Below are 21,461 nucleotides of genomic sequence, written 5' to 3'. Positions count from 1 at the left end.
ATTATGACCAGCATTCGTACCATCCCGACCGAGCCGATCGAGGGCCAGAAGCCGGGCACCTCGGGCCTGCGCAAGAAGACCGAGGTGTTCCAGACGCATCACTACCTCGAGAACTTCATCCAGAGCATCTGGAACGGCATTGGCGGCGTCGAGGGCAAGACGCTGGTGCTTGGCGGCGACGGGCGCCACTTCAACTCGCAGGCCGCGCAGGTGGTGCTGCGCATGGCCGCAGCCAGCGGCGCCAAGAAGGTCATCGTGGGCAAGCGGGCGCTGCTGTCGACCCCCGCCGCCTCCAACCTGATCCGCAAGCGCGGCGCCGATGGCGGCATCATCCTGTCGGCCAGCCACAACCCCGGCGGCCCGAAAGGTGATTTCGGCGTCAAGTTCAATGCCGCCAACGGCGGCCCCGCCGCCGAGGGCATCACCGGAAAGATCTTCGACGCCACGAAGGAGATCGCCGAGTTCCACATCGCCGAAAGCCAGGATATCGGCCTGCGCATGACCGACACGGTGATGCTGGGCGAGATGGAAATCGAGATCGTCGACCCGGTGGACGACTATGCCGAACTGATGGCCGAGCTGTTCGATTTCGATGCCATCCGAGCGCTCTTCAAGTCGGGTTTCCGCATGCGCTTCGACGCGATGCACGCGGTCACGGGCCCCTATGCGACGCGGGTTCTGGAAGAGACCCTGGGGGCCTCGCCCGGCACCGTGTTCAATGCCATCCCGCTGCCGGATTTCGGCGAGGGCCACCCCGATCCGAACCCGACCTGGGCCAAGCAACTCTGGGACGAGATGATGTCGGACAGCGGCCCCGATTTCGGCGCCGCCTCCGATGGCGACGGCGACCGCAACATGGTGGTGGGCCGGCATTGCTACGTCTCGCCCTCCGACAGCCTCGCCGTCCTTGCCGCCAATGCCACGTTGGTGCCGGGCTACAAGGACGGGCTCAAGGGCGTCGCGCGCTCGATGCCGACCTCGCAGGCAGTGGACCGCGTGGCCGAGAAGCTGGGCATCGACTGCTACGAGACCCCGACCGGCTGGAAGTTCTTCGGCAACCTGCTCGATGCCGGCCGCGCGACTCTCTGTGGCGAGGAAAGCTTCGGCACCGGCTCCGACCATGTGCGCGAAAAGGACGGGCTCTGGGCGGTGCTGTTCTGGCTCAACATCCTCGCGGTGAAGAAATGCTCCGTCGCCGAGCTGATGGAGGCGCACTGGGCCGCGTATGGCCGCAACTACTATTCGCGCCACGACTACGAGGCGGTCGACAGCGACGCGGCGGCGGGCGTGATGGAGCATGTGCGCTCCCAGCTCACCACCCTGCCCGGCACCAGCTTCGGCAGCCTGACCGTCGCGGCGGCCGACGAGTTCGCCTATGACGATCCGGTCGACGGCTCGCGCGCCGAGGGCCAGGGCCTGCGGGTTCTGTTCGAAGGCGGAGGACGCCTCGTGCTGCGCCTCTCGGGCACCGGCACCGAGGGCGCGACGCTGCGGGTCTATCTTGAGAAGGTCGAGACCGATCCCGCTGCCTTCGGGCTCGATCCGCAGGAGGCGCTGGCCGAGGTCATCGCCGCCGCCGAGACCATCGCCGAGATCACGTCCCGCACCGGTCGCGACGCGCCCGACGTCATCACCTGATCCAAGGTGGACACGTTACGCGCCATCGCGCTGATGGTGGCCGGCATGGCGTTGCTGGCCGCCAGCGACGCCTTTCTCAAACTCGCCTCCCAGACCGCCCCCGTGGGTCAGGTCATGGTGATGCTGAGCATCGGGGCCACCGCGCTGTTCCTTGTGCTCGCCGCGCTCCGCGGCGTGCGGCTGAGCCTGTCCGAAGCCTTCGAGCCCAAGGTGATGCTGCGCAATCTCTTCGAGATGATCGGCGCTCTGGGCATGATCGTGGGGCTGTCGAAGATCCCGCTGGCCCTGATGGCGGCAATCATGCAGACCGCGCCTCTGGTGGTCACGCTCGGCGCGGCGCTGTTCCTGCAAGAGCCGGTGGGCTGGCGGCGCTGGCTGGCGATCGGCGTGGGGCTCGTGGGCATGCTGATGGTGATCCGCCCCGGCGGCGCGGCGTTCACCGGCTGGGAGATCTTCCCCGTCGTCGGCGTCACCGGACTGGCCGCGCGTGATCTCGTGACCCGGCTCCTGCCGGCGCGCATCCCCTCGCTCGCGGTGTCCGCCTACGGCTTCGCCGCCGTGCTGCCGGTCGGTCTCGTGGTGCTGCTGATAACCGGCGCACCGTTCTCGGGCGAGGGAGAGACCTTCGGCTACATGACCGGCGCCGTTGTGGTGACGGCAGCCGGCTACCTTGCCGTGACGATGGCGATGCGCATGGCGCCGGTCTCCTCCGTGGCCCCCTTCCGCTACACGCGGCTGGTGTTCACCGCAGGCCTCGGCATGGCGATCTTCGGTGAGCGTCCGGACGGCTGGACCTGGACCGGCGCAGCGCTGATCCTCGCCGCCGGGCTCTACAGCTTCCTGCGAGAGAACCGGCTGGCGCGGCAGCAGGCCGCTGTTCTTCGGCCCTGAAACCGCCTCCCGGCCGCCAGGAGCGGCCTGCCTCCGGCGGGAGTATTTTTGACGAAGAGAAGCCAAGGGCACAGCGCTGCTGGCTTCTTCTGGCTGAAAATATCCCGGGGGAGTCCGCGCGCATCGCGCGGGCGGGTGCAGCGCCCCCATACGTCCCTATCCGCCCACGACCTCGATCCCTGCCGGCATCGGACGGTTTCCGCCATCCACCGAAACCGTCTCGCGGGTGCGCGGCAGCGCCTCGGGCATCTCCTTCTGGATCCAGGTGATCAGCTCCTCGCGGATCTCGCAGCGCAGGTCATAGGTGCGCGGCGCGTTGCGGGCCGAGGCCAGCACCCGCACCTCCATCACCCGCTCGCGGAAATCGTTGACCTGCACGTGGCAGACATTGCCATCCCAGAGCGCCGAGTTGCGGCAGACCTCCTCGGTCTTGGCGCGCAGTCGCTTGATGTCGGCGCAATGGTCGAGATAGAGCAGCACGCCGCCGATCAGGGACGAGCTGTCGCGGGTCCAGTTCTGGAACGGCTGCTCGATGAAGTAGCTCAGCGGCACCACGAGCCGGCGCCAGTCCCAGATCTTGATCACCACGTAGGTGCCGGTGATCTCCTCGACCCAGCCCCATTCGCCCTCGACGATCACCGCGTCGTCGATGCGGATCGGCTGGGTGACGGCGAGCTGGATGCCGGCGATCAGGTTCTTCAGCACCGGCTGGAACGCGAAGCCAACCACGATCCCGGCGGCACCACCGGCCGCCAGCAGCGACACGCCCCATTGCCGCACCCCCTCGAAGGTCATCAGGATCGCCGCCGTGGCGACGATGACGATCACCCAGCCCGCCAGCCGTACCATGATGCGGCTCTGGGTGACGTGCTTGCGGGCGAGGTAATTGTCCTCCGCATCCAGCGTGAATTTGCGCAGATGCACCGTGGTCCAGATGTGCAGCGCCGTGTGCAGCGTCCAGGCGACCAGCACCATGAAGGCGATGAGCAGCGCGTGCTGGCCGAAATCGGTCTGCTCCGGACCGAGCGGCGCCACCGCCACCCCGATGAACAGCGACGCCACCACGAGCGCCAGCCGCAGCGGACGGCGCGTGCGCGCCACGAGGCTGCGCCAGAACAGGTCCTTGCCGGCCACTGCACGGTTGAGGATGGCATAGACCAGCCGGAACACCAGCAGCCCGAGAAAGAAGAACGCCACCACCACCGCCACCGGCATGACCCAGTCCGGCAGGACGGGAATGACCGCCTCGATATCGGTCGTGATCTCGGCCACCTGCTGCTCGATCTGATCCAGCTCTTCTTCCATGCGTGCTCCTTGCCGGTGCACGCCTCCTCTCGCGCCCGCGTTCGTTGCCTGTTGCCTCCCTGTCTCCACAAACAATAGCTGCGCCGCGGCATTTGGCAAAACCCCGACCCCGCGGCGAGAAATGTTAGCGATATCGCGCCACCTAGCCATCTGTTAGCGCTGCGCAAGTTTACTTTCGCGCACCGGCTGTTATAGCTCGCTCAAACCCAATTGGAGGCGAGGGACGCACCCATGAGCACCATCATCGACATTCACGCCCGCGAGATCCTTGACAGCCGTGGCAACCCCACAGTCGAGGTCGACGTCATGCTGGAAGACGGCACGCTGGGCCGCGCCGCCGTGCCCTCGGGTGCCTCGACCGGCGTGCACGAGGCGCATGAGCGCCGCGACGGCGACAAGGGCCGCTACATGGGCAAGGGCGTGCTCGACGCCGTGGCCGCGGTCAATGGCGAGATCGCCGAGGCGCTGGTGGGCTTCGACGCCACCGAGCAGGAAGCCATCGACGGCGCGATGATCGAGCTCGACGGCACCGACAATAAGGGCCGTCTCGGCGCCAACGCCATTCTCGGCGTCAGCCTCGCCACCGCCAAGGCCGCGGCAGAGTTCACCGCCCAGCCGCTCTATCGCTACGTTGGCGGCACCGCCGCCCGCGTCCTGCCGGTGCCGATGATGAACATCATCAATGGCGGCGAGCACGCGGACAACCCGATCGACATCCAGGAATTCATGATCATGCCGGTCAGCGCGGAGAACATCCGCGAGGCCGTTCGCATGGGCTCCGAGGTGTTCCACACCCTGAAGAAAGAGCTCTCCGCCGCCGGCATGTCGACCGGCCTCGGCGACGAGGGCGGCTTTGCCCCCGAGCTCGGCGGCACCCGCGAGGCGCTGGACTTCATCCTGAAGTCGATCGAGAAGGCCGGCTACAAGCCCGGCGAGGACATCTACCTCGCGCTCGACGCCGCCTCGACCGAGTATTACAAGGACGGCAAGTACGAGATGAAGGGCGAAGGCCTCTCGCTCTCCTCGGCCGAGAATGTCGACTATCTCGCCAAGCTCTGCGCCGACTACCCGATCATCTCGATCGAGGATGGCTGCGCCGAGGATGACTGGGAGGGCTGGAAGCTGCTCACCGAGAAGCTCGGCGACAGCGTGCAGCTGGTGGGCGATGATCTCTTCGTGACCAACCCCGCGCGCCTGTCGATGGGCATCGAGCAGGGCGTGGCGAACTCCATGCTGGTCAAGGTGAACCAGATCGGCTCCCTCTCCGAGACCCTGCGGGCGGTCGAGATGGCCCACCGCGCGCGCTACACCAACGTGATGTCGCACCGCTCGGGCGAGACCGAGGACTCGACGATTGCCGATCTCGCCGTGGCCACCAACTGCGGCCAGATCAAGACCGGCTCGCTGGCACGCTCGGACCGGCTCGCGAAGTACAACCAGCTGATCCGCATCGAGGAGATGCTGGGCGACACGGCGATCTACGCCGGCCGCTCGATCCTGCGCTGAGGGCTGGGCGCCCCTGTGGGGGCGTTTGATGGAGATTGTGGAGGGGCGGTGACCTGTGGTCGCCGCCCTTTTTTCTGGACCATTAAGGTCCATGCGAGTTCGAAATAAGAGTGACGACCTCTTTCACTCACCCCAAGCGGGCCGCACACACCGCTCATCGCAAGAAGAGTCTGGTCTGTTTCCTGAACGCTGTGCTCTGTGACGGAGTTGCGCACTCCTCACCGCGGCCCAGGTGGTGCTTCGAGAGCTTTCGATAATTCCGTATCACCATTTCTTCTCTGGAGGCTGCGACGGCGGGCACACAGGCTCGGGAACACAGTTCAGCGCGTGCACATTGCGCAGGTGGTGCCCTTTAGATCGTGCAAAACTTGTGCCTTTTCGAAGCAGTCTCATGACTGTTTCAGAGATATTTTCCGGTTCTTTTTGCATCAAATCAGAAACTATTCTGCGCAGGCCACGTGAGTAGTTGGTGTGACCCATGATGAAAGAGGAGATCACCAATGGCACATCTGGCTTCGTCTTACAGCTCGTTCGAAACGTTTCTTTCACGCGCAGACGCGTTCTGGACGGTCGACTTCAACGCGCTAAACAGTTCCGGTGTGAACGCGACTGCGATCATCGCCATGGAGACCGAGGAGGATGGTTCGTCCTACCTCAATGTGGCTATCGCGGGCAACGGCCTTACTCCATCGCAGACCCATGCGCAGCATGTGCACGGGCTTTTTGACGAGGATGGCAATCCCATCGATTCGACAGCCCCGACACTGGCGGATGACGCTGATCTCGACGGCATGGTCGAGGTTCTGGAGGGGCTGGGGAAGTACGGTGACGTGCTGTTGCCGCTGGTCTCCCCCGAGGGGGGGGCGATGCCAATGGCTGACGAGACGGGTGCGATCTCATTCGTTCAGAGCTACGATCTGACCGACGACAGCAACTTCTTCAGCCCGGTCTCGATGGCCGACTATACTGCCGAAGACCTCATGCCCCTCACGCTACGCGAGATCGTGATCCATGGTGTGGATGTCCCCGATGGCATCGGTGAGGGCACCGGGGGTGAGGTCGATGGCGGCGAGAACGGCTATACCAGCATTCTGCCCGCGGCCGCTGGCGACATTGAAGCGGCGACAATCGAAGAGGCCATGGCTCTACTGAGCGCGCAGCGCTCTCTGGCATCGACGACGACGATGCTTGGAGACGGCGACGACATGTATGACGCCGGTCTCGGAGACGACAAGGTCAATGGTCAAGCCGGCGACGACAGCATCAACGGCGGCGCGGACAACGATACGCTCATCGGCGAAGCTGGACGGGACGTCCTCTATGGCGCCGGCGGCGATGATGATCTCCGGGCCGGAACGATGGACCAAAATCAGACGGATGCTGCGGATGACGGTGCATCCGGAGCGTTGATGCTTGGCGATTATGACAACGGCTACGCCGGCGGCGCAGGCGATGACATTATCCACGGCGGCGCTGGCGACGACATCATCACCGGCGATGACGACAGCCGGGTGTCCGACGCGATCGGCACGACGTTCGACGCGTCTGCGGATGGCGCAGACACGATCTATGGCGGCGCCGGCAACGACGAGATCCACACCGGCACCTGGGCGGATGGTGATCAGGGCCTCAGCAATGCCTCGACGGGCATGACGGGCGACTGGGCGTCCGGCGGCATGGGCGATGATATCCTGCGCGGTGCAGGTGGTGACGATACGTTGTTCGGGGATCGTGGCGCAGACAATATTGGCGGCGGCGGCGGCGATGACATGATCTACGGGGATTTCGAGAACAGCGCGAGCCTCGAGGTCGAGACTGCCCAGATCTTCCGCCTCTACCAGACCGCCTTCGACCGCGATCCGGACAAGGGGGGGCTGAGCCGCTGGGTCGAGGACTACGCGACCGGCGAGCTGACGCAGCTCGGCGTCGCCAGTGGCTTCGTCGGCAGCGCGGAGTTCAATGAGATCTACGGCAACACCTCGAATGGGGAATATGTGACGGCTCTCTACGAGAACGCGCTCGATCGTGACCCCGACGCGCAGGGCCTGGCAAACTGGACAGCCCGCCTTGACGAGGGCGCTTCGCGCGCCGAGATCCTTATCGGCTTCGCACAAAGCCCGGAGTTCAGTGCGAAGACCGTGAGCGACATGAACGCCTGGGTTATGGCTCAGGATACAGACGACGTTCTGATGGGCAATGGCGGCGACAACACCCTCTCGGGCGGCGTCCTTTCGGATCACTTCGTATTCTCAACGGATACCGACAGCTCCCACACCGTCACTGACCTCGAATCCTGGGACGTGCTCGACTTCACCGCGTTCGGATATGACAGCGCCGATGACGTCATCGCGAACATGACTGAAGAGAACGGTGGTGTGGTCTTTGAAGACATGGATGTCACCGTCGTTCTAAACGATACCGGGCTGGCCGATCTTGACAGTGACATGATCATGGTTTGACCTCGCAATCTCTCACGGATCCGGCCCGAGGGCCGGATCCGTTCTTTAACGTTGGCGCTCGGCGCATGTGGTCAAAGTGGACAGTTTACCGGTTTGAGGCATTCTTGAATGCCTCCTAGTTTCGTGACCGCTCCCTGCGCATCTTAGTCATACAAGACTTGACCTCCTGCATGTCTTTGAGACTGGGTGCAAAAATCTCCGAAGGGATCGGAGTGGCGCCTTTAGGCAAGTTCAGCCCCACAGGGTCCAAGAGGCGGTCACCAAAATCGATCTCCTCTTTCTCAGCTCGAACTCCAAGCAGCCCTCAGCCCGCCGCCTTGGCCTCGATCTCCTCGGCCACCGCCTCGGCGCGCGCGGCGAGTTCGGCGAGCGTATCAGAGACGCTCGCCGGGATCACCGGGACCTCGACCTTCTCGGGCTCCGGCAAGGGCCGCTCGCGGAGCTCGCGCAGCTCCTCGGCCATTTCGCCCAGCTTGTCCTCGGCCTCGCGCAGGCGATCCTCGAGACCGGCGGTCTTGTCGGCCAGCATCAGCCCCGACATCAGCAGCATCCGCGCCTCGGGCATGCGGCCGATCTGGTCCACCAGCACCGAGGCCTCGGTGTCGAGCATGCGCGCGGCGGTGAGCAGGTATTGCTCCTCGCCCTCCTGGCAGGCGACGTCGAAGGTCCGGCCACCGATGTTGATCTGTACTTCGATCTGCTGGCTCATTGCGCCGCCTCCTCTTCGCCTGCAGCCTGCGCCAGCACCGGCTCGAGCGCGCCGAGCACCGCCCGCGCCTCGGCCACCTCGACCGCGCGGGCCGCGCGCAGCGCCTCGAGTTCGGCCAACATCGCCTCGTTGATCAGGTGCGGCTCGCCGAGGTTCTCGGCCAGCGCCTCGCGCATCTCGGTGCAGCTTTTCAGCAGCGCGTCATTGGCCTGACGCAGGCGCTGCAGCTCGCCGTCGAGCGCCTGCATGCCCTCACGCTGCGCCGCGATCTGTTCCTGCAGCGCGGCGTCGGGCTCGGGGGCCTCCGGGGTCTCGGGCTGCGCCTCGATCTGGTCGTGCAGCGACTTGACCCGTGCCTCGAGCTGGGCATTGGCCATCTGCTCGTCCTCGAGCGCCGCGCTCAGGCGGGCGATCTCTTCGGCGGAGCCGTCATCCACAGGCTCCGGCGCGGGAGGCTCCATCGCGGACAGCGTCTCGACCCCTTTCGAGATGCGGTCGAGCGCCCGCGTCATCCGTGACTGCAACTCGTCAATCTGGCTCATCTTGCCCTCTCTCGATCTGCCTTCGGGACCTGTCGCGTCGATCGTTGCGAATCGAACCCGCCCCGTTTCGCATCAGTTTATCAAGCGCTCACGGAAAATGCGCCCCATATGTCCCAAGTGGTTACGGGCGGGAGTTCACCCACCGGCGGCGCATTGCCGGCGCTAACGCTTGATCTTCGGCCCCACACTGCTATTAGCCCCGAAACGGCTCTGGGATAGAGAGGACTGCCCGTGGATATCAATGCCCTTCGAGACGCACATCCCGATCACTGGATGCGTGCCACCGCCATCCGTGCCCTGACGCTCGACGCGGTCGCGGCAGCCAATTCGGGCCACTCCGGCATGCCCATCGGCATGGCCGACGTGGCGACCGTGCTGTGGTCGAAGCACCTGAAATTCGACGCGAAGACACCGACCTGGGCGGATCGCGACCGCTTCATCCTGTCGGCGGGCCACGGCTCGATGCTGCTCTATGCGCTGCTCTATCTCAGCGGCGACGAGCAGATCACCCTCGAGCAGGTGAAGAACTTCCGCCAGTGGGGCTCGCGCACCGCCGGCCACCCGGAGAACTTCCACGCCGACGCCATCGAGATGACCACCGGTCCGCTCGGCCAGGGCATCGCGCATTCGGTCGGCTTCGCCATGGCCGAGGAAATCCTGCGCGCCCGCTTCGGCAAGGCCGCGATGAACCACCACACCTACGTCATCGCCGGTGACGGCTGCCTGATGGAAGGCGTGAGCCAGGAGGCCCTCGGCCTCGCCGGGCGCTACGAGCTCGGCCGCCTGATCGTGATGTGGGACAACAACGACATCACCATCGACGGCAAGGTGTCGCTGTCGGACCGCACCGACCAGGTGGCGCGCTTCAAGGCGTCGGGCTGGCACGTGCAGGAGATCGACGGCCACGACCCCGAGGCCATCGACGCGGCCATCACCGCGGCCAAAAAGGTCACCGACAAGCCGTCGATGATCGCCTGCAAGACCCACATCGCACTGGGTCACGCCGCGCAGGACACCTCCAAGGGTCACGGCGCACTGACCAATGCCGAGCAGAACGCCGACGCCAAAGCCGGCTGGGGCTGGACCACCGGCCCGTTCGAGGTGCCCGCCGAGATCAAGAGCTGGTGGGAAGAGATCGGCACCCGCGGTGCCGCCGAGCGTGAGGCCTGGGACGGCCGGATCGCGTCGATGTCGGACCGCAAGCAAGCCGAGTTCGCCCGCACCATGGCCGGCGACGCTCCCAAGAAACTGTCCTCGGTGATCCGCGCGCTGAAGAAGCAGAGCACCGAGACCGAACCCAAGGTTGCGACCCGGAAGGCCTCGGAGATGGTGCTCGAGGTGATCAACCCGGTGATGCCCGAGACCGTGGGCGGCTCGGCCGACCTCACCGGCTCGAACAACACCAAGACCGGCGACATGGGCGTGTTCGACACCGACAACCGCGGTGGCCGTTACGTCTACTGGGGCATCCGCGAGCACGGCATGTCCTCGGCGATGAACGGCATGGGCCTGCATGGTGGCATCCGCCCCTATGGCGGCACCTTCATGGCGTTCACCGATTACGCCCGTCCGGCGATGCGTCTGGCCGCGCTGCAACAGACCCCGACGGTCTTCGTCATGACCCATGACAGCATCGGCCTTGGCGAGGACGGCCCGACGCACCAGCCGATCGAGCATCTCGCGATCTCGCGCGCGACGCCGAACACCCTCGTGTTCCGCCCCGCCGACGTGGTCGAGACCGCCGAGGCGTGGGAGATCGCTCTGACCCAGAAGACCACGCCCTCGGTGCTGTCGCTGACGCGTCAGAACGTGCCGACCGTGCGCACCCAGCACAAGACCAACAACCTCGTCGAAAAGGGCGCCTACGTCCTCGCCGATGCCGAGGGCAAGCGTCAGGTGATCCTGATGGCCACCGGCTCCGAGGTCGCGATCGCGCTCGAAGCGCGCGATCTGCTGCAGGCCGAGGGCATCGGCACCCGCGTGGTCTCCATGCCCTGCTTCGAGCTCTTCGAGGCGCAGGACGAAGCCTACCGCAAGCGCGTGCTGCCGGGTGGCCCGGTCCGCGTCGCCGTGGAAGCCGCGACCCGCTTCGGCTGGGACAAGTGGCTGCTGGGCGAACGTGGCCGCGAGGCCAAGGCCGGCTTCGTGGGCATGGACAGCTTTGGCGCGTCGGCCCCGGCAGAGACGCTTTACGAGCAGTTCGGCATCACCGCCGAAGGCGTGGCCGCGAAGGCGAAGTCGCTGCTCTGAGCCCTGCCCTTCATCGTGAGACAGAAAAGCGCGCCGCAGCTGCGGCGCGCTTTTTTCGTCTGGCCCTATGACACGAGCGTAAAGCGCAGCTGCGTCAGTAACCCGTTCAGGCGTCAATGCGCCTCTTTCGCGCCCCCGAAGAGCGGCATGACCAGCTTGGTGACGATCGGCACCAGCACCAGCCCCCAGGCCAGGCCAACAACGAAATCCATCGCAGCCGTGGCCAGCCAGAGCACCGCCCCCTGCCATTGCTCGCTCACCGCGTGCTCGGCGATCACCGCGTAGTGGTGGATGAACTCCTCCGGCGCGTGCCAGCCGATCTGCGCCAGCGAGTGGATGATGATCGAGCCGCCGACCCAGAGCATCGCCGCTGTGCCGACGATGGACAGCAGCTTCATCACGTAGGGCATGCCCTTGACGATGCCGCGGCCCACGGCGCGAGTGACCGAGAGCTTGCCCACCTGCGTGAGCCACAGGCCCACATCATCCATCTTCACGATCAGCGCCACCGCGCCATAGACCAGCGCCGTGATGCCAATGGCCACCAGCGCCAGCACCACCGCCTGGATCCAGACCTCGGGCGCCTCGATGGTCGAGAGCGCCAGCGTCATGATCTCGGCCGAGAGAATGAAGTCGGTCTTGATCGCGCCCTTGACCTTGGTCTCTTCAAGATGCGCCGGGTCGCCGATATCGTGGCTGCCATCCGGTCCACCGGAGTGGTCGTCATGCGGCAAAACCACGTGGGCGACCTTCTCAGCGCCTTCGAAGCAGAGATAGGACCCGCCGAGCACAAGCAGGTACGGCACCAGCCATGGCGCGAAGGCCGCCATCAGCAGCGCCGCAGGCAACAGGATGATGAGCTTGTTGAAGATCGACCCGCGGGCGATCTTCCAGATGATCGGCAACTCACGCGAGGCTTCGAACCCGTGCACGTATTTCGGCGTCACCGCCGCGTCGTCGATCACCACGCCCACGGCCTTGGAGCCGGCCTTGGCGGCGTGGGCCGAGATGTCGTCGACAGAAGCCGCCGCGATCTTGGCGATGCCCGCCACGTCGTCGAGTAGCGCCAGAAGCCCGCTCATGTCTGTCTCCGTCCGTTCGTTTCGCTCAACCTAGCGGACGCCCTGCCCGGTTCAAGCGCCGTTCTCTTCAGACCCGCGCCTGGCGTGGCCGGAGGAGCGTTACCGCAACCGTGCAAGATGCCATGGCGACAGGCTCAAAAATGTTAGCGCAACCCACATGTTTATCGCTAACATATTGTCTTTTCTGCATAATTAGGATTGAGCGCGTGGTGTACATACGTATACAGATCAGGAAATTCCGAGCCACAGCCAAGAGGACATCGCCCCATGACCGTCACCGTCGGGATCAACGGATTCGGCCGCATTGGCCGCTGCACGCTGGCCCATATCGCCGAGAGCGCCCGCAACGACGTGCAGGTGGTGAAGATCAACGCCACCGGCCCGATCGAAACCTCCGCCCACTTGCTGCGCTACGACAGCGTGCACGGCCGTTTCGGCGGCGAGGTGAAGGTGGTGAACGGCAACGCTCTGGATCTGGGCCGCGGCCCGATCGACGTCATGTCGACCTACGAGATGGGCGAGCTCGACTGGACCGGCTGCGACGTGGTGCTCGAGTGCACCGGCAAGTTCAACGACGGCGACAAGGCGGTGCAGCACATTCACCAGGGCGCCAAATCGGTGCTGATCTCGGCCCCCGCCAAGAACGTTCAGAAGACCATCGTCTACGGCGTCAACCACCGCGAGCTCGTGCAGGGCGACGTGATGATCTCGAACGGCTCCTGCACCACCAACGGCCTTGCGCCGCTGGCCAAGGTGCTCGACGAGGCCATCGGTATCGAAAGCGGCGTGATGACCACGATTCACAGCTATACCGGCGACCAGCCGACGCTGGACCGTCGCCACAACGACCTCTATCGCGCCCGTGCCGCGGCCATGGCGATGATCCCCACCTCGACCGGTGCCGCGAAGGCACTTGGAGAAGTATTGCCAAATTTGAAGGGAAAGCTTGACGGATCGGCCATTCGTGTGCCAACTCCTAACGTCTCGGCCGTGGACCTGACCTTTCAGGCCTCCAAGGACGTGACCGTCGAGGATGTGAACGAGATCGTGCGCGAAGCCGCGTCTGGCCGGATGGGAATGGTCCTGTCCTATGACCCGGAACCCAAGGTCTCGGTTGATTTCAACCACACGACGGCCAGCTCGATCTTTGCACCCGAGCAGACCAAGGTCGTCGGCAAGCGCACGGTGCGTGTGCTCGCGTGGTATGACAACGAGTGGGGCTTTTCCGCCCGTATGGCGGATGTGGCCGCAGCAATGGGTCGCCTTCATCACTGATGGAGCGACCTCGGTCCTGACCCCACATCGAGGGGCGGCGGAGGGGAGACCGCCGCCCCTTTTTGCGTCTTGCGCAATGTCGGGCGCCCCTATCGGCGCCCGCCTGCTTCGCCTCAGGTCAGCTTCTCGATCCACGCGGCGAAGGCCTGCATGAAGCCTTTCAGGAAGTCCTTCGTGCCCTCGTTGGTCAGCCGCCCTTCCTCATCGAAGAGCTTGGCGATATTGCCGATATAGGCCTCGGGCTGCTGCATCGGTGCGGCGTTGAGGAACACCAGGCTCTGGCGGAGGTGGTGGTTGGCGCCAAAGCCGCCGATGCCACCCGGCGAGCCGGTGACGATGGCCGAAGGCTTGCCGTCCCAGACGCTCTCGCCCATCGGGCGCGACCCCACGTCGAGCGCGTTCTTGAGGTTGGCGGGCACCGAGCGGTTGTACTCGGGCGTCACGAACAGGATGGCATCGCTGCGGCCGACGCAGCGGCGGAAGCTCTGCCACGCCTCGGGCGGCGTCCCCTCGTCGAGATCAGGGTTGTAGAGCGGCAGCTCTCCGGTGCGCACGAAGCTGAACTCAAGCCCCTCGGGGGCGAGCTCGGTAAGGGTACAGGCGAGCTTGCGGTTATAGGACCCCTCGCGGAGGGATCCGACAATGACAGTGACGTGTTTGGACATGATGGTCTCCAATGTTCGGTGACCAAAAGGTAAGCGCTTCGAGCGACTTACTTTAGGGGCCGAAACGCACCGCCGCTGTTCATGGATTGACGGAACGTCAGACCGGGCCGCGACCGGAAGAGGCGTACGGCGCCGGGCTCAGGCCCGGCGCAGCGCGAGCACCGCGTTCAATCCGCCGAAGGCAAAGGCGTTCGACAGCACCACCGAGACATCCGCCTCTCGGGCCTCGTTCGGCACCACGTCGAGGGCGCATTCCGGGTCGGGTTCTTCGTAGCCGATGGTCGGTGCGATGATACCGTCGCGCAGCGCCATGATGCAGGCCAGAAGCTCGATCGCCCCGGTGCCGCCGATGCAGTGGCCGTGCATCGCCTTGGTCGAGGAGATCATCACCCGGTCCGCCTGACCGCCGAGCGCATCCGCGACGGCGGCGCATTCGGTCTTGTCATTGGCAGCGGTGCCGGTGCCATGCGCGTTGATATAGCCGACCTCGGAGGCATTGATGCCGCCGTCGCGCAGCGCGCCGGTAATGGCTCGCGCCGCGCCCTGCTTGGAGGGCATCACGATGTCGGAGGCATCCGAGGTCATGGCAAAGCCCACCACCTCGGCGAGGATCTCGGCGCCGCGCGCCTTTGCGTGCTCGTATTCCTCGAACACGTAGACCCCGGCGCCCTCGCCCTGCACCATGCCGTTGCGGTTGGCCGAGAACGGCCGGCATGCGTCGCGCGACATCACCCGCAGCCCTTCCCAGGCCTTCACGCCGCCGAAGCAGAGCATGCTCTCGGAGCCGCCGGTGAGCATCACCGAGCAACTGCCGCCGCGCACCATGTGATAGGCCAGCCCCATGGCGTGGTTCGACGAGGCACAGGCGGTGGCGACGGTGAAGGTCGGACCGCGCAGGTTCATCTCCATGCTGACATGGGAGGCGGCGGCATTGTTCATCAGCTTCGGCACGACGAAGGGATGAACGCGGTTCTTGCCCTCCTCGTAGACCGAGCGGTAATTCTCGTCCTGCGTGGTCAGACCGCCGCCGGACGTGCCCAGCACCACGCCCGAGCAATCCGCCAGGGCGCCGGTGAAATCGAGCCCGGACTGTGCCACCGCCTGCCTTGCGGCGAGAAGCGCGAACTGGGTGAAGCGGTCATAGAGCGACATCTGCTGGCGATTGAAGGAGCTCTCGGGCTCGTAGCCCTTGATCTGGCCACCGATGCGGATCGCCAGCCGCTCCACGTCGCGGAACTCGAGCCCGGAGATACCGCAGCGGCCTTCGCGCATCGCTTCGAGGGTTTCCGGCACGTCGCGCCCGAGAGCATTGATCGTGCCGGCGCCGGTAATGACGACGCGTTTCACTTCTTCTGCTCGGCGATCAGCGCTTCGATGCCGGCCACGATGCTGGCGACCGACGAGATGTCGAAATCGCTCTTCTCGGGCTCGTTGGCGTTGAAGGGGACTGAAATGTCGAACTCTTCCTCGATGGCGAAGATGCTTTCGACGAGGCCGAGGCTGTCGATGCCCAGATCCTCGAGCGTGCTCTCCATCGTGACATCGGACGGTTCCAACACGGCCTGTTCGGCGATGATCGCGATCACGCGGTCCTTAACACTCATGGGCGGCGCTCCCTATTCGTCGCAGAGTCCCGGCTCGTCTACTCATTCCCCGTCAGCTTGGAAACCGCTTTCTTCAGCTCCGCGACATCGCGGAACAGCCGTGGCAGGCGGCGCATCCCCTTGTAGCTTTCCACGTGCTGATCCATCTTGATCGCCGGGTAGCCGAGCATGGCGCGGCCGGCAGGCACATTGGCCAAGACCTTGGCGCCGGCGCCGATCACCACGTTGTCGCCGACGAAGACGTTGTCGACGAGCCCGCTCTGACCGGCCATCACAACGTTGTTGCCAACCTTGGCCGAGCCGGCGATCCCGGACAGACCGCAGAGCAGGCAATTCTCGCCCACGATGGTGTTGTGGCCGACCTGCACAAGGTTGTCGATCTTGGTGCCCGCGCCGATCATCGTGTCGCGCACGGTGCCGCGGTCGATACAGGCATTCGCGCCCACCTCGACATCGTCGGCGATGGTCACGCCGCCCAGCGAGTGGATGCGGGCCCAGGCCTGCGCCTCGCCTCCGGCCTCCTTGCCGAGGCTCTCGCGCACCTTCTCGACCCCCGAGGGCTCGGGCGTCACGAAGGAGAAGCCGTCGCCACCGATCACCGCGTTGGGCTGGGCAATGAAGCGCGCGCCGATGGTGCAGCGCGCGCCGATCCTAGCGCCGGCATGGATCAGCGCGCTCGCGCCGATCGTGGTGTTCCAGCCGATATTGACCTGCGGCCCGATCACCGAACCCGCCCCGATGCTGACACCGGCCCCGATCACCGTGAATGGCCCGACCGAGACGCCTTCGCCAAGCCGTGCCGAGGGGTCGATCACCGCCATCGGGTGGATCCCCTCGTGATAGCCCTGACCGGGATCCATCATCGCCGAGACGCCGGACAGAGTATGACGCGGGCGCTTCGGCAGCAGCACCGCGCTCAATCCCATGGCCTGCCAGTCAGCGCCCTCCCAGAGCAGCGCGGCGCGCGCCCTGCCCTCGGAAAGCTGCTCGGCGTATTCCGGCTTCATCGCGAGTGCGAGGTGCTCCTCGCTCGCCATCGCAGGCTCGGCCACGCCGCTGACGCGGATATCGGTGTCGCCAAGCGCCTCGAGCCCGAGGGCAGCGGCAATGTCGGAAATGCTGTAGGTCGGCATCGGATCCTCCGGGATGTCTCCCCGAAGGACTTAACTCTCCACGCCGCCCAGTGCCACCCCTGCTGCCGCGAGGGCGTCCCAGATCTTGGCATCACGCCCGTAGACATCGGCGCGGTAATTGACCCGGCCCTTCGCCTGCGTGAACGCGGTGCGGTAGATCAGGTGCACCGGCACCGGCTGCTCGAGATTGACCCGGCTCTCCGAGCCGCCTCGCAGACGCGACGCGAAGAAACCCTCGGGATCATCGGTCTGCAGCGCCAGCAGCGCATAGGCGAAATCCTTGGGATCGCCGAGCCGGATGCAGCCGTGCGAAAAGGTCCGCTGGCCACGCGCGAACAGGTGCTTCGACGGCGTGTCATGCAGGTAGATGTTGTACTTGTTCGGGAACATGAACTTCACCTGCCCGAGCGCGTTCTTCGGGCCCGGGGGCTGGCGCATGGCAAACGGGAAGCTTGCGGCAGAGTACTGGGCAAAGCCGTTGCCGCGATTGACCCGTCGCCCTCGGCTGTCGGTGATCACCAGATGGCTCACCGCACCCGGGTTGCGGCGCAGCAGCGGCAGGTACTCGTTCACCACGATCGAGCGCGGCACGTACCACGACGGGTTGATCACCATGAACTCCATCACGTCCGAGAACTCGGGCGTGCGGCGATCAGGGTCCTGATGGCCCACCACCGAGCGCGTCTCGAAGGTGACCTTGCCGTCATCGATGATGCGGGCGTGGAAATCGACGATGTTCACCAACACATGACGCTCACCCAGACCGTCGGCGAAGTTGATCCAGCGTTCGCGCTCCATCGCCACGATCACCGATTTCAGGCGCTCGGTCGCAGGCACGTTCACGGCGCTCAGGGTCGAGGAGCCGGCCACCCCGTCCGCTTCGAGCCCATGGTCACCCTGAAAGGCCAGCACGGCGTCGCGCAGCGCATCGTCATAGCGCGCAGACAGCGTCGGCTTGAGGTAGCCCATCTCGATCAGCCGGTCGCGCAGGATCACCACGCCGGGACCGCTGTCGCCGGGATCGAGCTTTCCCACAGTCACCGGCGCGCCCCAGCCGCCGCGGGCGATGACCCGCTCGAGGCTCAGCTTCTCGCGCATCAGGCGCGTGTACTCGGGCGTTTTCGGCGCGAGATCGCGAAACACCGCGCGCGGCTCACCCGTCGCGAGCGCCTCGAGCAGATCCTCCGAGGCGCGGCGAGCGGGCTCGCGCTTGATGCCGCTGTCGATGCGGCGGCCATCGAGGGCACCGCCGCTGAGATCGCGGGCGAATTGCAGATAGGCGCGCGACAGCTCGATCTCGAGCTGCCCCCGGTCACGATCACTGCGGACCGCGCGCATCCGGGCCAACAGCGACACGGGATCGTAGCGACGGGCCGGCAATCCGTGCTGGCCAGCACTCGAAAGCGCCTGGATCAGTGCCGCGCGCCGCGCCGTGGCAGCGTCATCCGCAGAGGTCCAGATCGGCTCGAAACCGCGAGCCCGGTAGAACGCCGCCATGCCTTCGTCTTCCGAGAGCGACTCGGCCACCGCCTGTTTGTACCCGGTCAGTGCGAGGCTCTGGGCCTGCGCCGCCTGTGGCGCGGCGGCACACATCCAGCCAGCGGCCATCCCGGCCACGAGACCGAGTTTCAGAGCGGTGGAAAGCTGCCTGCGTGAATTTGTCATAGTGATCCCTGAACTCGAACGGCCTGCTACAAAACTAGTGTTGGACGTCAGTATCCTACACTGTCCACTCACATTTCCCGAAGGCGTGATAATTCCGCCGCAGCGCGGCAGCGCTGCACCGGTCATGCGTGTCGGCGCGTTCCGGCCACAAGATGTACGCTATTTGCGCAGGATCTTGCCGAAAACGGCTCAATCTCTTCGACCCACCGAAAACCGCCTTCTCAGAATTTTTACTCTGTGGCATATAATCCACGCATCTGGGGATAGATGGCAGGTGTCGTCCAACGAGGCGACGCAAACAGGTACAGCGACTTAACGGGACAGGCGCTTTCACATGACAAAATCAACTGCAGGCGGCCTCACACGCCGCGGCCTTCTTGGCGCATTTGGCGCTACACTCGTCACAGCAGCTCCGACATACGCAAACGCGGCAGGGTTCCTGCGCGGCGCTGGCGATATTCGCCGGCTCAAGATGTATTCCGGGCGCACCGGCGAGAAGATCGACATGATCTATTGGATCGAGGGTGAGTACATCTCTGAATCCCTCAAGCAGATCAACTACTTCATGCGCGACTGGCGGACCAACGACGTCACGTCGATTGATCCGCGCACCATCGACATCATGACCGCGGCGCACAATCTGCTCGATTCCGATGAGCCGTACATGCTGATCTCGGGCTATCGCAGTCCCAAGACCAATGCCATGCTGCGTGCGCGCAGTTCGGGCGTTGCCAAGAATTCGCGCCACCTCCTCGGCGAGGCGGCCGACCTTCATCTGAAGTCGCGCTCCGTCAACCAGATCGCGCGCGCAGCCTCTGCCTGCAAGGCCGGTGGCGTCGGGCGCTACACCAGCTCGAGCTTCGTTCACATGGATTGCGGTCCGGTGCGCACCTGGGGAAGCTGAGCACCGACTTTTACCGCGTGTTGAGAGTATAACATGTTGCAAGGCGTCCGGTTCCGGGCGCCTTTGCTTTTTTCAGCAATTCATGACTTTTTCACGGACCATGCGCGTCGGCTGCGCGCCGCCTGCCCCAAGCCGCCCAGAAATCGAAAAGCGCCCCGCGATGGGGGCGCTTCCGGAACGGGATTTCAGGTAAGCCTGCGTGCGGATCAGGCCATGCGACGCAGGTAGGTCCAGGTCGGCACCTTCGCGTTGCGTGCCACTGAAAAGGCCTCGGCATCGCCGATATACTCGAAGCCGCAATTCGTCAGCACCCGCGCCGAGGCCGGGTTGTCCTGAAACACGCTGGCGAACATGGTTGCCGAGCCGAAGGGGTTCGCCTCGATCAGCGCACGCAGCGCCTCGGAGGCGTGTCCGGTGTTCCAGTATTGCGGCGCCACCCAGTAGCCGATTTCGCTCTGGTTGCCCTCGAGACGCTCGAGCGAGATGACACCCATGACCTCGGGGCCCTCCTGCGCCGAGGCGTCCAGGACCCAGATATCCTCTGCCCGGTCCTCGGCGGTGCCGCGCGCGATGAACGCCTCGGTGGCGCCGGGCGGCAGCGGGTGCGGGATCGAAGTGGTCATGCGGGCGACGCGCTCATCCGAAGAATAGAGCGAGATCAGCCCAGCGTCCGAGCGCCGCAGCGGGCGCAGGACAAAGCGCTCCGTCGGGATCTCGGGCTGCAGAACGACGGGCTTGGGCCGCGTCGGCATTTTCAGTTGGTCCAGACTCATGTGCATACTCCTCAATGCACGTTCCGGTGGATCGGCGCCCCCTCCTCAAGAAACGCCGAAGGGGACCGGCTTTCGCCGATCCCCCTGATTTTCACATCCTGTGGATCGGCTTACTCGGCAGCCTCGGCAGCCTCGGCCACCGGCAGGACGGATACGAAGGTGCGGCCCTTCAGGCCTTTGTGGAAGGTCACGGAACCGGCTTCGGTTGCAAAGATGGTGTGATCCTTGCCCATGCCGACGCCGTTGCCCGGCCAGAACTTGGTGCCGCGCTGACGGATGATGATGCTGCCCGGAGCCGCGTCCTGACCGCCATAGAGTTTGACGCCAAGACGGCGGCCAGCGGAGTCGCGGCCGTTACGGGACGAACCGCCTGCTTTTTTATGTGCCATGGGTTAGTCTCCTTGTTCTCAGGCGAGGGTCTTGGCCTGCTCGACCCACTCGGGCTTCACCTTGGTGGCCTCGAAGGTCTCGGGGTTCACTGCGGCGAGCTCGGCGTAGGTGGTGATGCCGGCCTCGTTGAGCTTCTTGGCGGCGGCGGGGCCGACACCGGTGATTGCGGTCAGGTCGTCACCTGCGGCAGCGGCCTGAGCGGCAGCCTTCGGTGCGGCAGCAGCAGCCGGAGCGGCCACGGAGCCTGCGCCAGCGGCAGCCTTGACGCCCGATGCGTCGGCGCCCGAAGCAAGGATCTCGGTCACGCGGACGAGGGTCAGCTTCTGGCGGTGGCCCTTGGTGCGCTGCGAGCTGTGCTTGCGGCGACGCTTGACGAAGTGGATGACCTTGTCACCCTTGATCTGGTCGATCACCTCGGCCTGCACGGCGGCACCAGCCACCAGCGGCGCGCCGACGGTGACGCTGTCGCCGCCCAGCATGAGGATATCGTTGAACTGCACGGTTTCACCCGCGTCTGCGGCCAGCTTTTCCACGCGGAGCACGTCGCCCGCCTGGACCTTGTATTGCTTGCCGCCGGTTTTCATCACCGCGAACATCTGCATCTTCCTTCGTTTCCCGCGTCCTATGGTGCCCTTGCGGGTCTTTCCCGAGCCTTAAGGCCCACCTCGGA

At 65.1% G+C, this 21,461-nt stretch carries 19 protein-coding genes; 7 read left to right on the top strand and 12 right to left on the bottom strand.

The genetic code is table 11. From position 1 onward, the window contains the following. Positions 1 to 3: 3 nt before the first annotated feature. The gene (locus JF542_RS02975) at positions 4 to 1,638 is read left to right on the top strand and encodes an alpha-D-glucose phosphate-specific phosphoglucomutase (protein ID WP_207074695.1); all 1,635 of its coding nucleotides are present in this window, start codon (positions 4 to 6) and stop codon (positions 1,636 to 1,638) included. A 6-nt stretch (positions 1,639 to 1,644) separates the two neighbouring features. After that, a complete protein-coding gene (locus JF542_RS02970; RefSeq protein ID WP_207074694.1) occupies positions 1,645 to 2,529 on the top strand; it encodes an EamA family transporter in 885 nt (294 codons plus the stop codon). A 156-nt stretch (positions 2,530 to 2,685) separates the two neighbouring features. Here the strand turns inward: JF542_RS02970 and JF542_RS02965 are convergent, their stop codons facing one another. Further along, a complete protein-coding gene (locus JF542_RS02965) occupies positions 2,686 to 3,834 on the bottom strand; it encodes a mechanosensitive ion channel family protein (protein ID WP_207074693.1) in 1,149 nt (382 codons plus the stop codon). A gap of 231 nt (positions 3,835 to 4,065) precedes the next feature. On the opposite strand from JF542_RS02965, the gene eno reads away from it, so the two are divergent. Continuing rightward, positions 4,066 to 5,340, top strand: coding sequence for a phosphopyruvate hydratase (gene eno, locus JF542_RS02960; RefSeq protein WP_207074692.1), 1,275 nt, complete (start codon positions 4,066 to 4,068; stop codon positions 5,338 to 5,340). A gap of 500 nt (positions 5,341 to 5,840) precedes the next feature. Then, a complete protein-coding gene (locus JF542_RS02955) occupies positions 5,841 to 7,799 on the top strand; it encodes a DUF4214 domain-containing protein (RefSeq protein WP_207074691.1) in 1,959 nt (652 codons plus the stop codon). 304 nt (positions 7,800 to 8,103) lie between these two features. On the opposite strand, the gene JF542_RS02950 is transcribed toward JF542_RS02955, so the two are convergent. Together JF542_RS02950 and JF542_RS02945 are read right to left on the bottom strand one after the other, a co-directional pair. Next, positions 8,104 to 8,508, bottom strand: coding sequence for a cell division protein ZapA (locus JF542_RS02950; protein ID WP_007800372.1), 405 nt, complete (start codon positions 8,506 to 8,508; stop codon positions 8,104 to 8,106). Next, positions 8,505 to 9,050: a hypothetical protein gene (locus JF542_RS02945; RefSeq protein WP_207074690.1), complete on the bottom strand. Its 546-nt coding sequence runs from the start codon at positions 9,048 to 9,050 to the stop codon at positions 8,505 to 8,507. Before JF542_RS02945 ends, JF542_RS02950 begins: the two co-directional genes overlap by 4 nt. 231 nt (positions 9,051 to 9,281) lie before the next feature. Here JF542_RS02945 and tkt point away from each other — a divergent pair, with 231 nt between their 5' ends. Beyond that, positions 9,282 to 11,300: a transketolase gene (gene tkt / locus JF542_RS02940; RefSeq protein WP_207074689.1), complete on the top strand. Its 2,019-nt coding sequence runs from the start codon at positions 9,282 to 9,284 to the stop codon at positions 11,298 to 11,300. Between the two features lie 113 nt (positions 11,301 to 11,413). On the opposite strand, the gene JF542_RS02935 is transcribed toward tkt, so the two are convergent. Further along, the gene (locus JF542_RS02935; RefSeq protein ID WP_207074688.1) at positions 11,414 to 12,382 is read right to left on the bottom strand and encodes a DUF808 domain-containing protein; all 969 of its coding nucleotides are present in this window, start codon (positions 12,380 to 12,382) and stop codon (positions 11,414 to 11,416) included. A gap of 267 nt (positions 12,383 to 12,649) precedes the next feature. Between JF542_RS02935 and gap the strand changes: the two genes are divergently transcribed. Next, positions 12,650 to 13,657, top strand: a complete 1,008-nt coding sequence (gap, locus tag JF542_RS02930; RefSeq protein ID WP_207074687.1) for a type I glyceraldehyde-3-phosphate dehydrogenase — start codon at positions 12,650 to 12,652, stop codon at positions 13,655 to 13,657. A 113-nt stretch (positions 13,658 to 13,770) separates the two neighbouring features. Here the strand turns inward: gap and JF542_RS02925 are convergent, their stop codons facing one another. The 5 genes from JF542_RS02925 to JF542_RS02905 all read right to left on the bottom strand — a co-directional run bounded on the left by JF542_RS02925 (position 13,771) and on the right by JF542_RS02905 (position 18,724). Further along, on the bottom strand, positions 13,771 to 14,322 hold the full coding sequence (locus JF542_RS02925; protein ID WP_083793970.1) for an NADPH-dependent FMN reductase: 552 nt from the start codon (positions 14,320 to 14,322) through the stop codon (positions 13,771 to 13,773). Between the two features lie 138 nt (positions 14,323 to 14,460). Further along, positions 14,461 to 15,669, bottom strand: a complete 1,209-nt coding sequence (locus JF542_RS02920) for a beta-ketoacyl-[acyl-carrier-protein] synthase family protein (protein ID WP_207074686.1) — start codon at positions 15,667 to 15,669, stop codon at positions 14,461 to 14,463. After that, complete coding sequence (locus JF542_RS02915) at positions 15,666 to 15,926, bottom strand: acyl carrier protein (protein ID WP_040544829.1); 261 nt, start codon at positions 15,924 to 15,926, stop codon at positions 15,666 to 15,668. The genes JF542_RS02920 and JF542_RS02915 overlap by 4 nt, the downstream gene beginning before the upstream one ends. Positions 15,927 to 15,964: 38 nt before the next feature. Then, entirely contained in the window at positions 15,965 to 17,059 is a 1,095-nt protein-coding gene (lpxD, locus tag JF542_RS02910) for a UDP-3-O-(3-hydroxymyristoyl)glucosamine N-acyltransferase (RefSeq protein WP_007800358.1), read from the bottom strand. Between the two features lie 30 nt (positions 17,060 to 17,089). Further along, on the bottom strand, positions 17,090 to 18,724 hold the full coding sequence (locus tag JF542_RS02905) for a L,D-transpeptidase family protein (protein ID WP_207074685.1): 1,635 nt from the start codon (positions 18,722 to 18,724) through the stop codon (positions 17,090 to 17,092). 334 nt (positions 18,725 to 19,058) lie between these two features. Here JF542_RS02905 and mepK point away from each other — a divergent pair, with 334 nt between their 5' ends. After that, a complete protein-coding gene (gene mepK, locus JF542_RS02900) occupies positions 19,059 to 19,628 on the top strand; it encodes a peptidoglycan L,D-endopeptidase MepK (RefSeq protein ID WP_207074684.1) in 570 nt (189 codons plus the stop codon). A gap of 206 nt (positions 19,629 to 19,834) precedes the next feature. Here the strand turns inward: mepK and JF542_RS02895 are convergent, their stop codons facing one another. The 3 genes from JF542_RS02895 to JF542_RS02885 form a co-directional block, all read right to left on the bottom strand. Continuing rightward, positions 19,835 to 20,401 carry a GNAT family N-acetyltransferase gene (locus JF542_RS02895; protein WP_007800354.1) on the bottom strand — a complete coding sequence of 189 codons (567 nt, stop codon included), beginning with the start codon at positions 20,399 to 20,401 and terminating at the stop codon, positions 19,835 to 19,837. A gap of 110 nt (positions 20,402 to 20,511) precedes the next feature. Next, positions 20,512 to 20,790: a 50S ribosomal protein L27 gene (rpmA, locus tag JF542_RS02890; protein WP_207074683.1), complete on the bottom strand. Its 279-nt coding sequence runs from the start codon at positions 20,788 to 20,790 to the stop codon at positions 20,512 to 20,514. A gap of 18 nt (positions 20,791 to 20,808) precedes the next feature. Continuing rightward, positions 20,809 to 21,387, bottom strand: a complete 579-nt coding sequence (locus tag JF542_RS02885; RefSeq protein WP_207074682.1) for a 50S ribosomal protein L21 — start codon at positions 21,385 to 21,387, stop codon at positions 20,809 to 20,811. Between the last annotated feature and the right edge of the window lie 74 nt (positions 21,388 to 21,461).

The organism is Salipiger bermudensis, from assembly GCF_017309175.1.
GTDB lineage: Bacteria > Pseudomonadota > Alphaproteobacteria > Rhodobacterales > Rhodobacteraceae > Salipiger > Salipiger bermudensis.
Note: the sequence above shows the minus strand (reverse complement) of the source record. Positions and strands in the feature narration are given on the sequence as shown.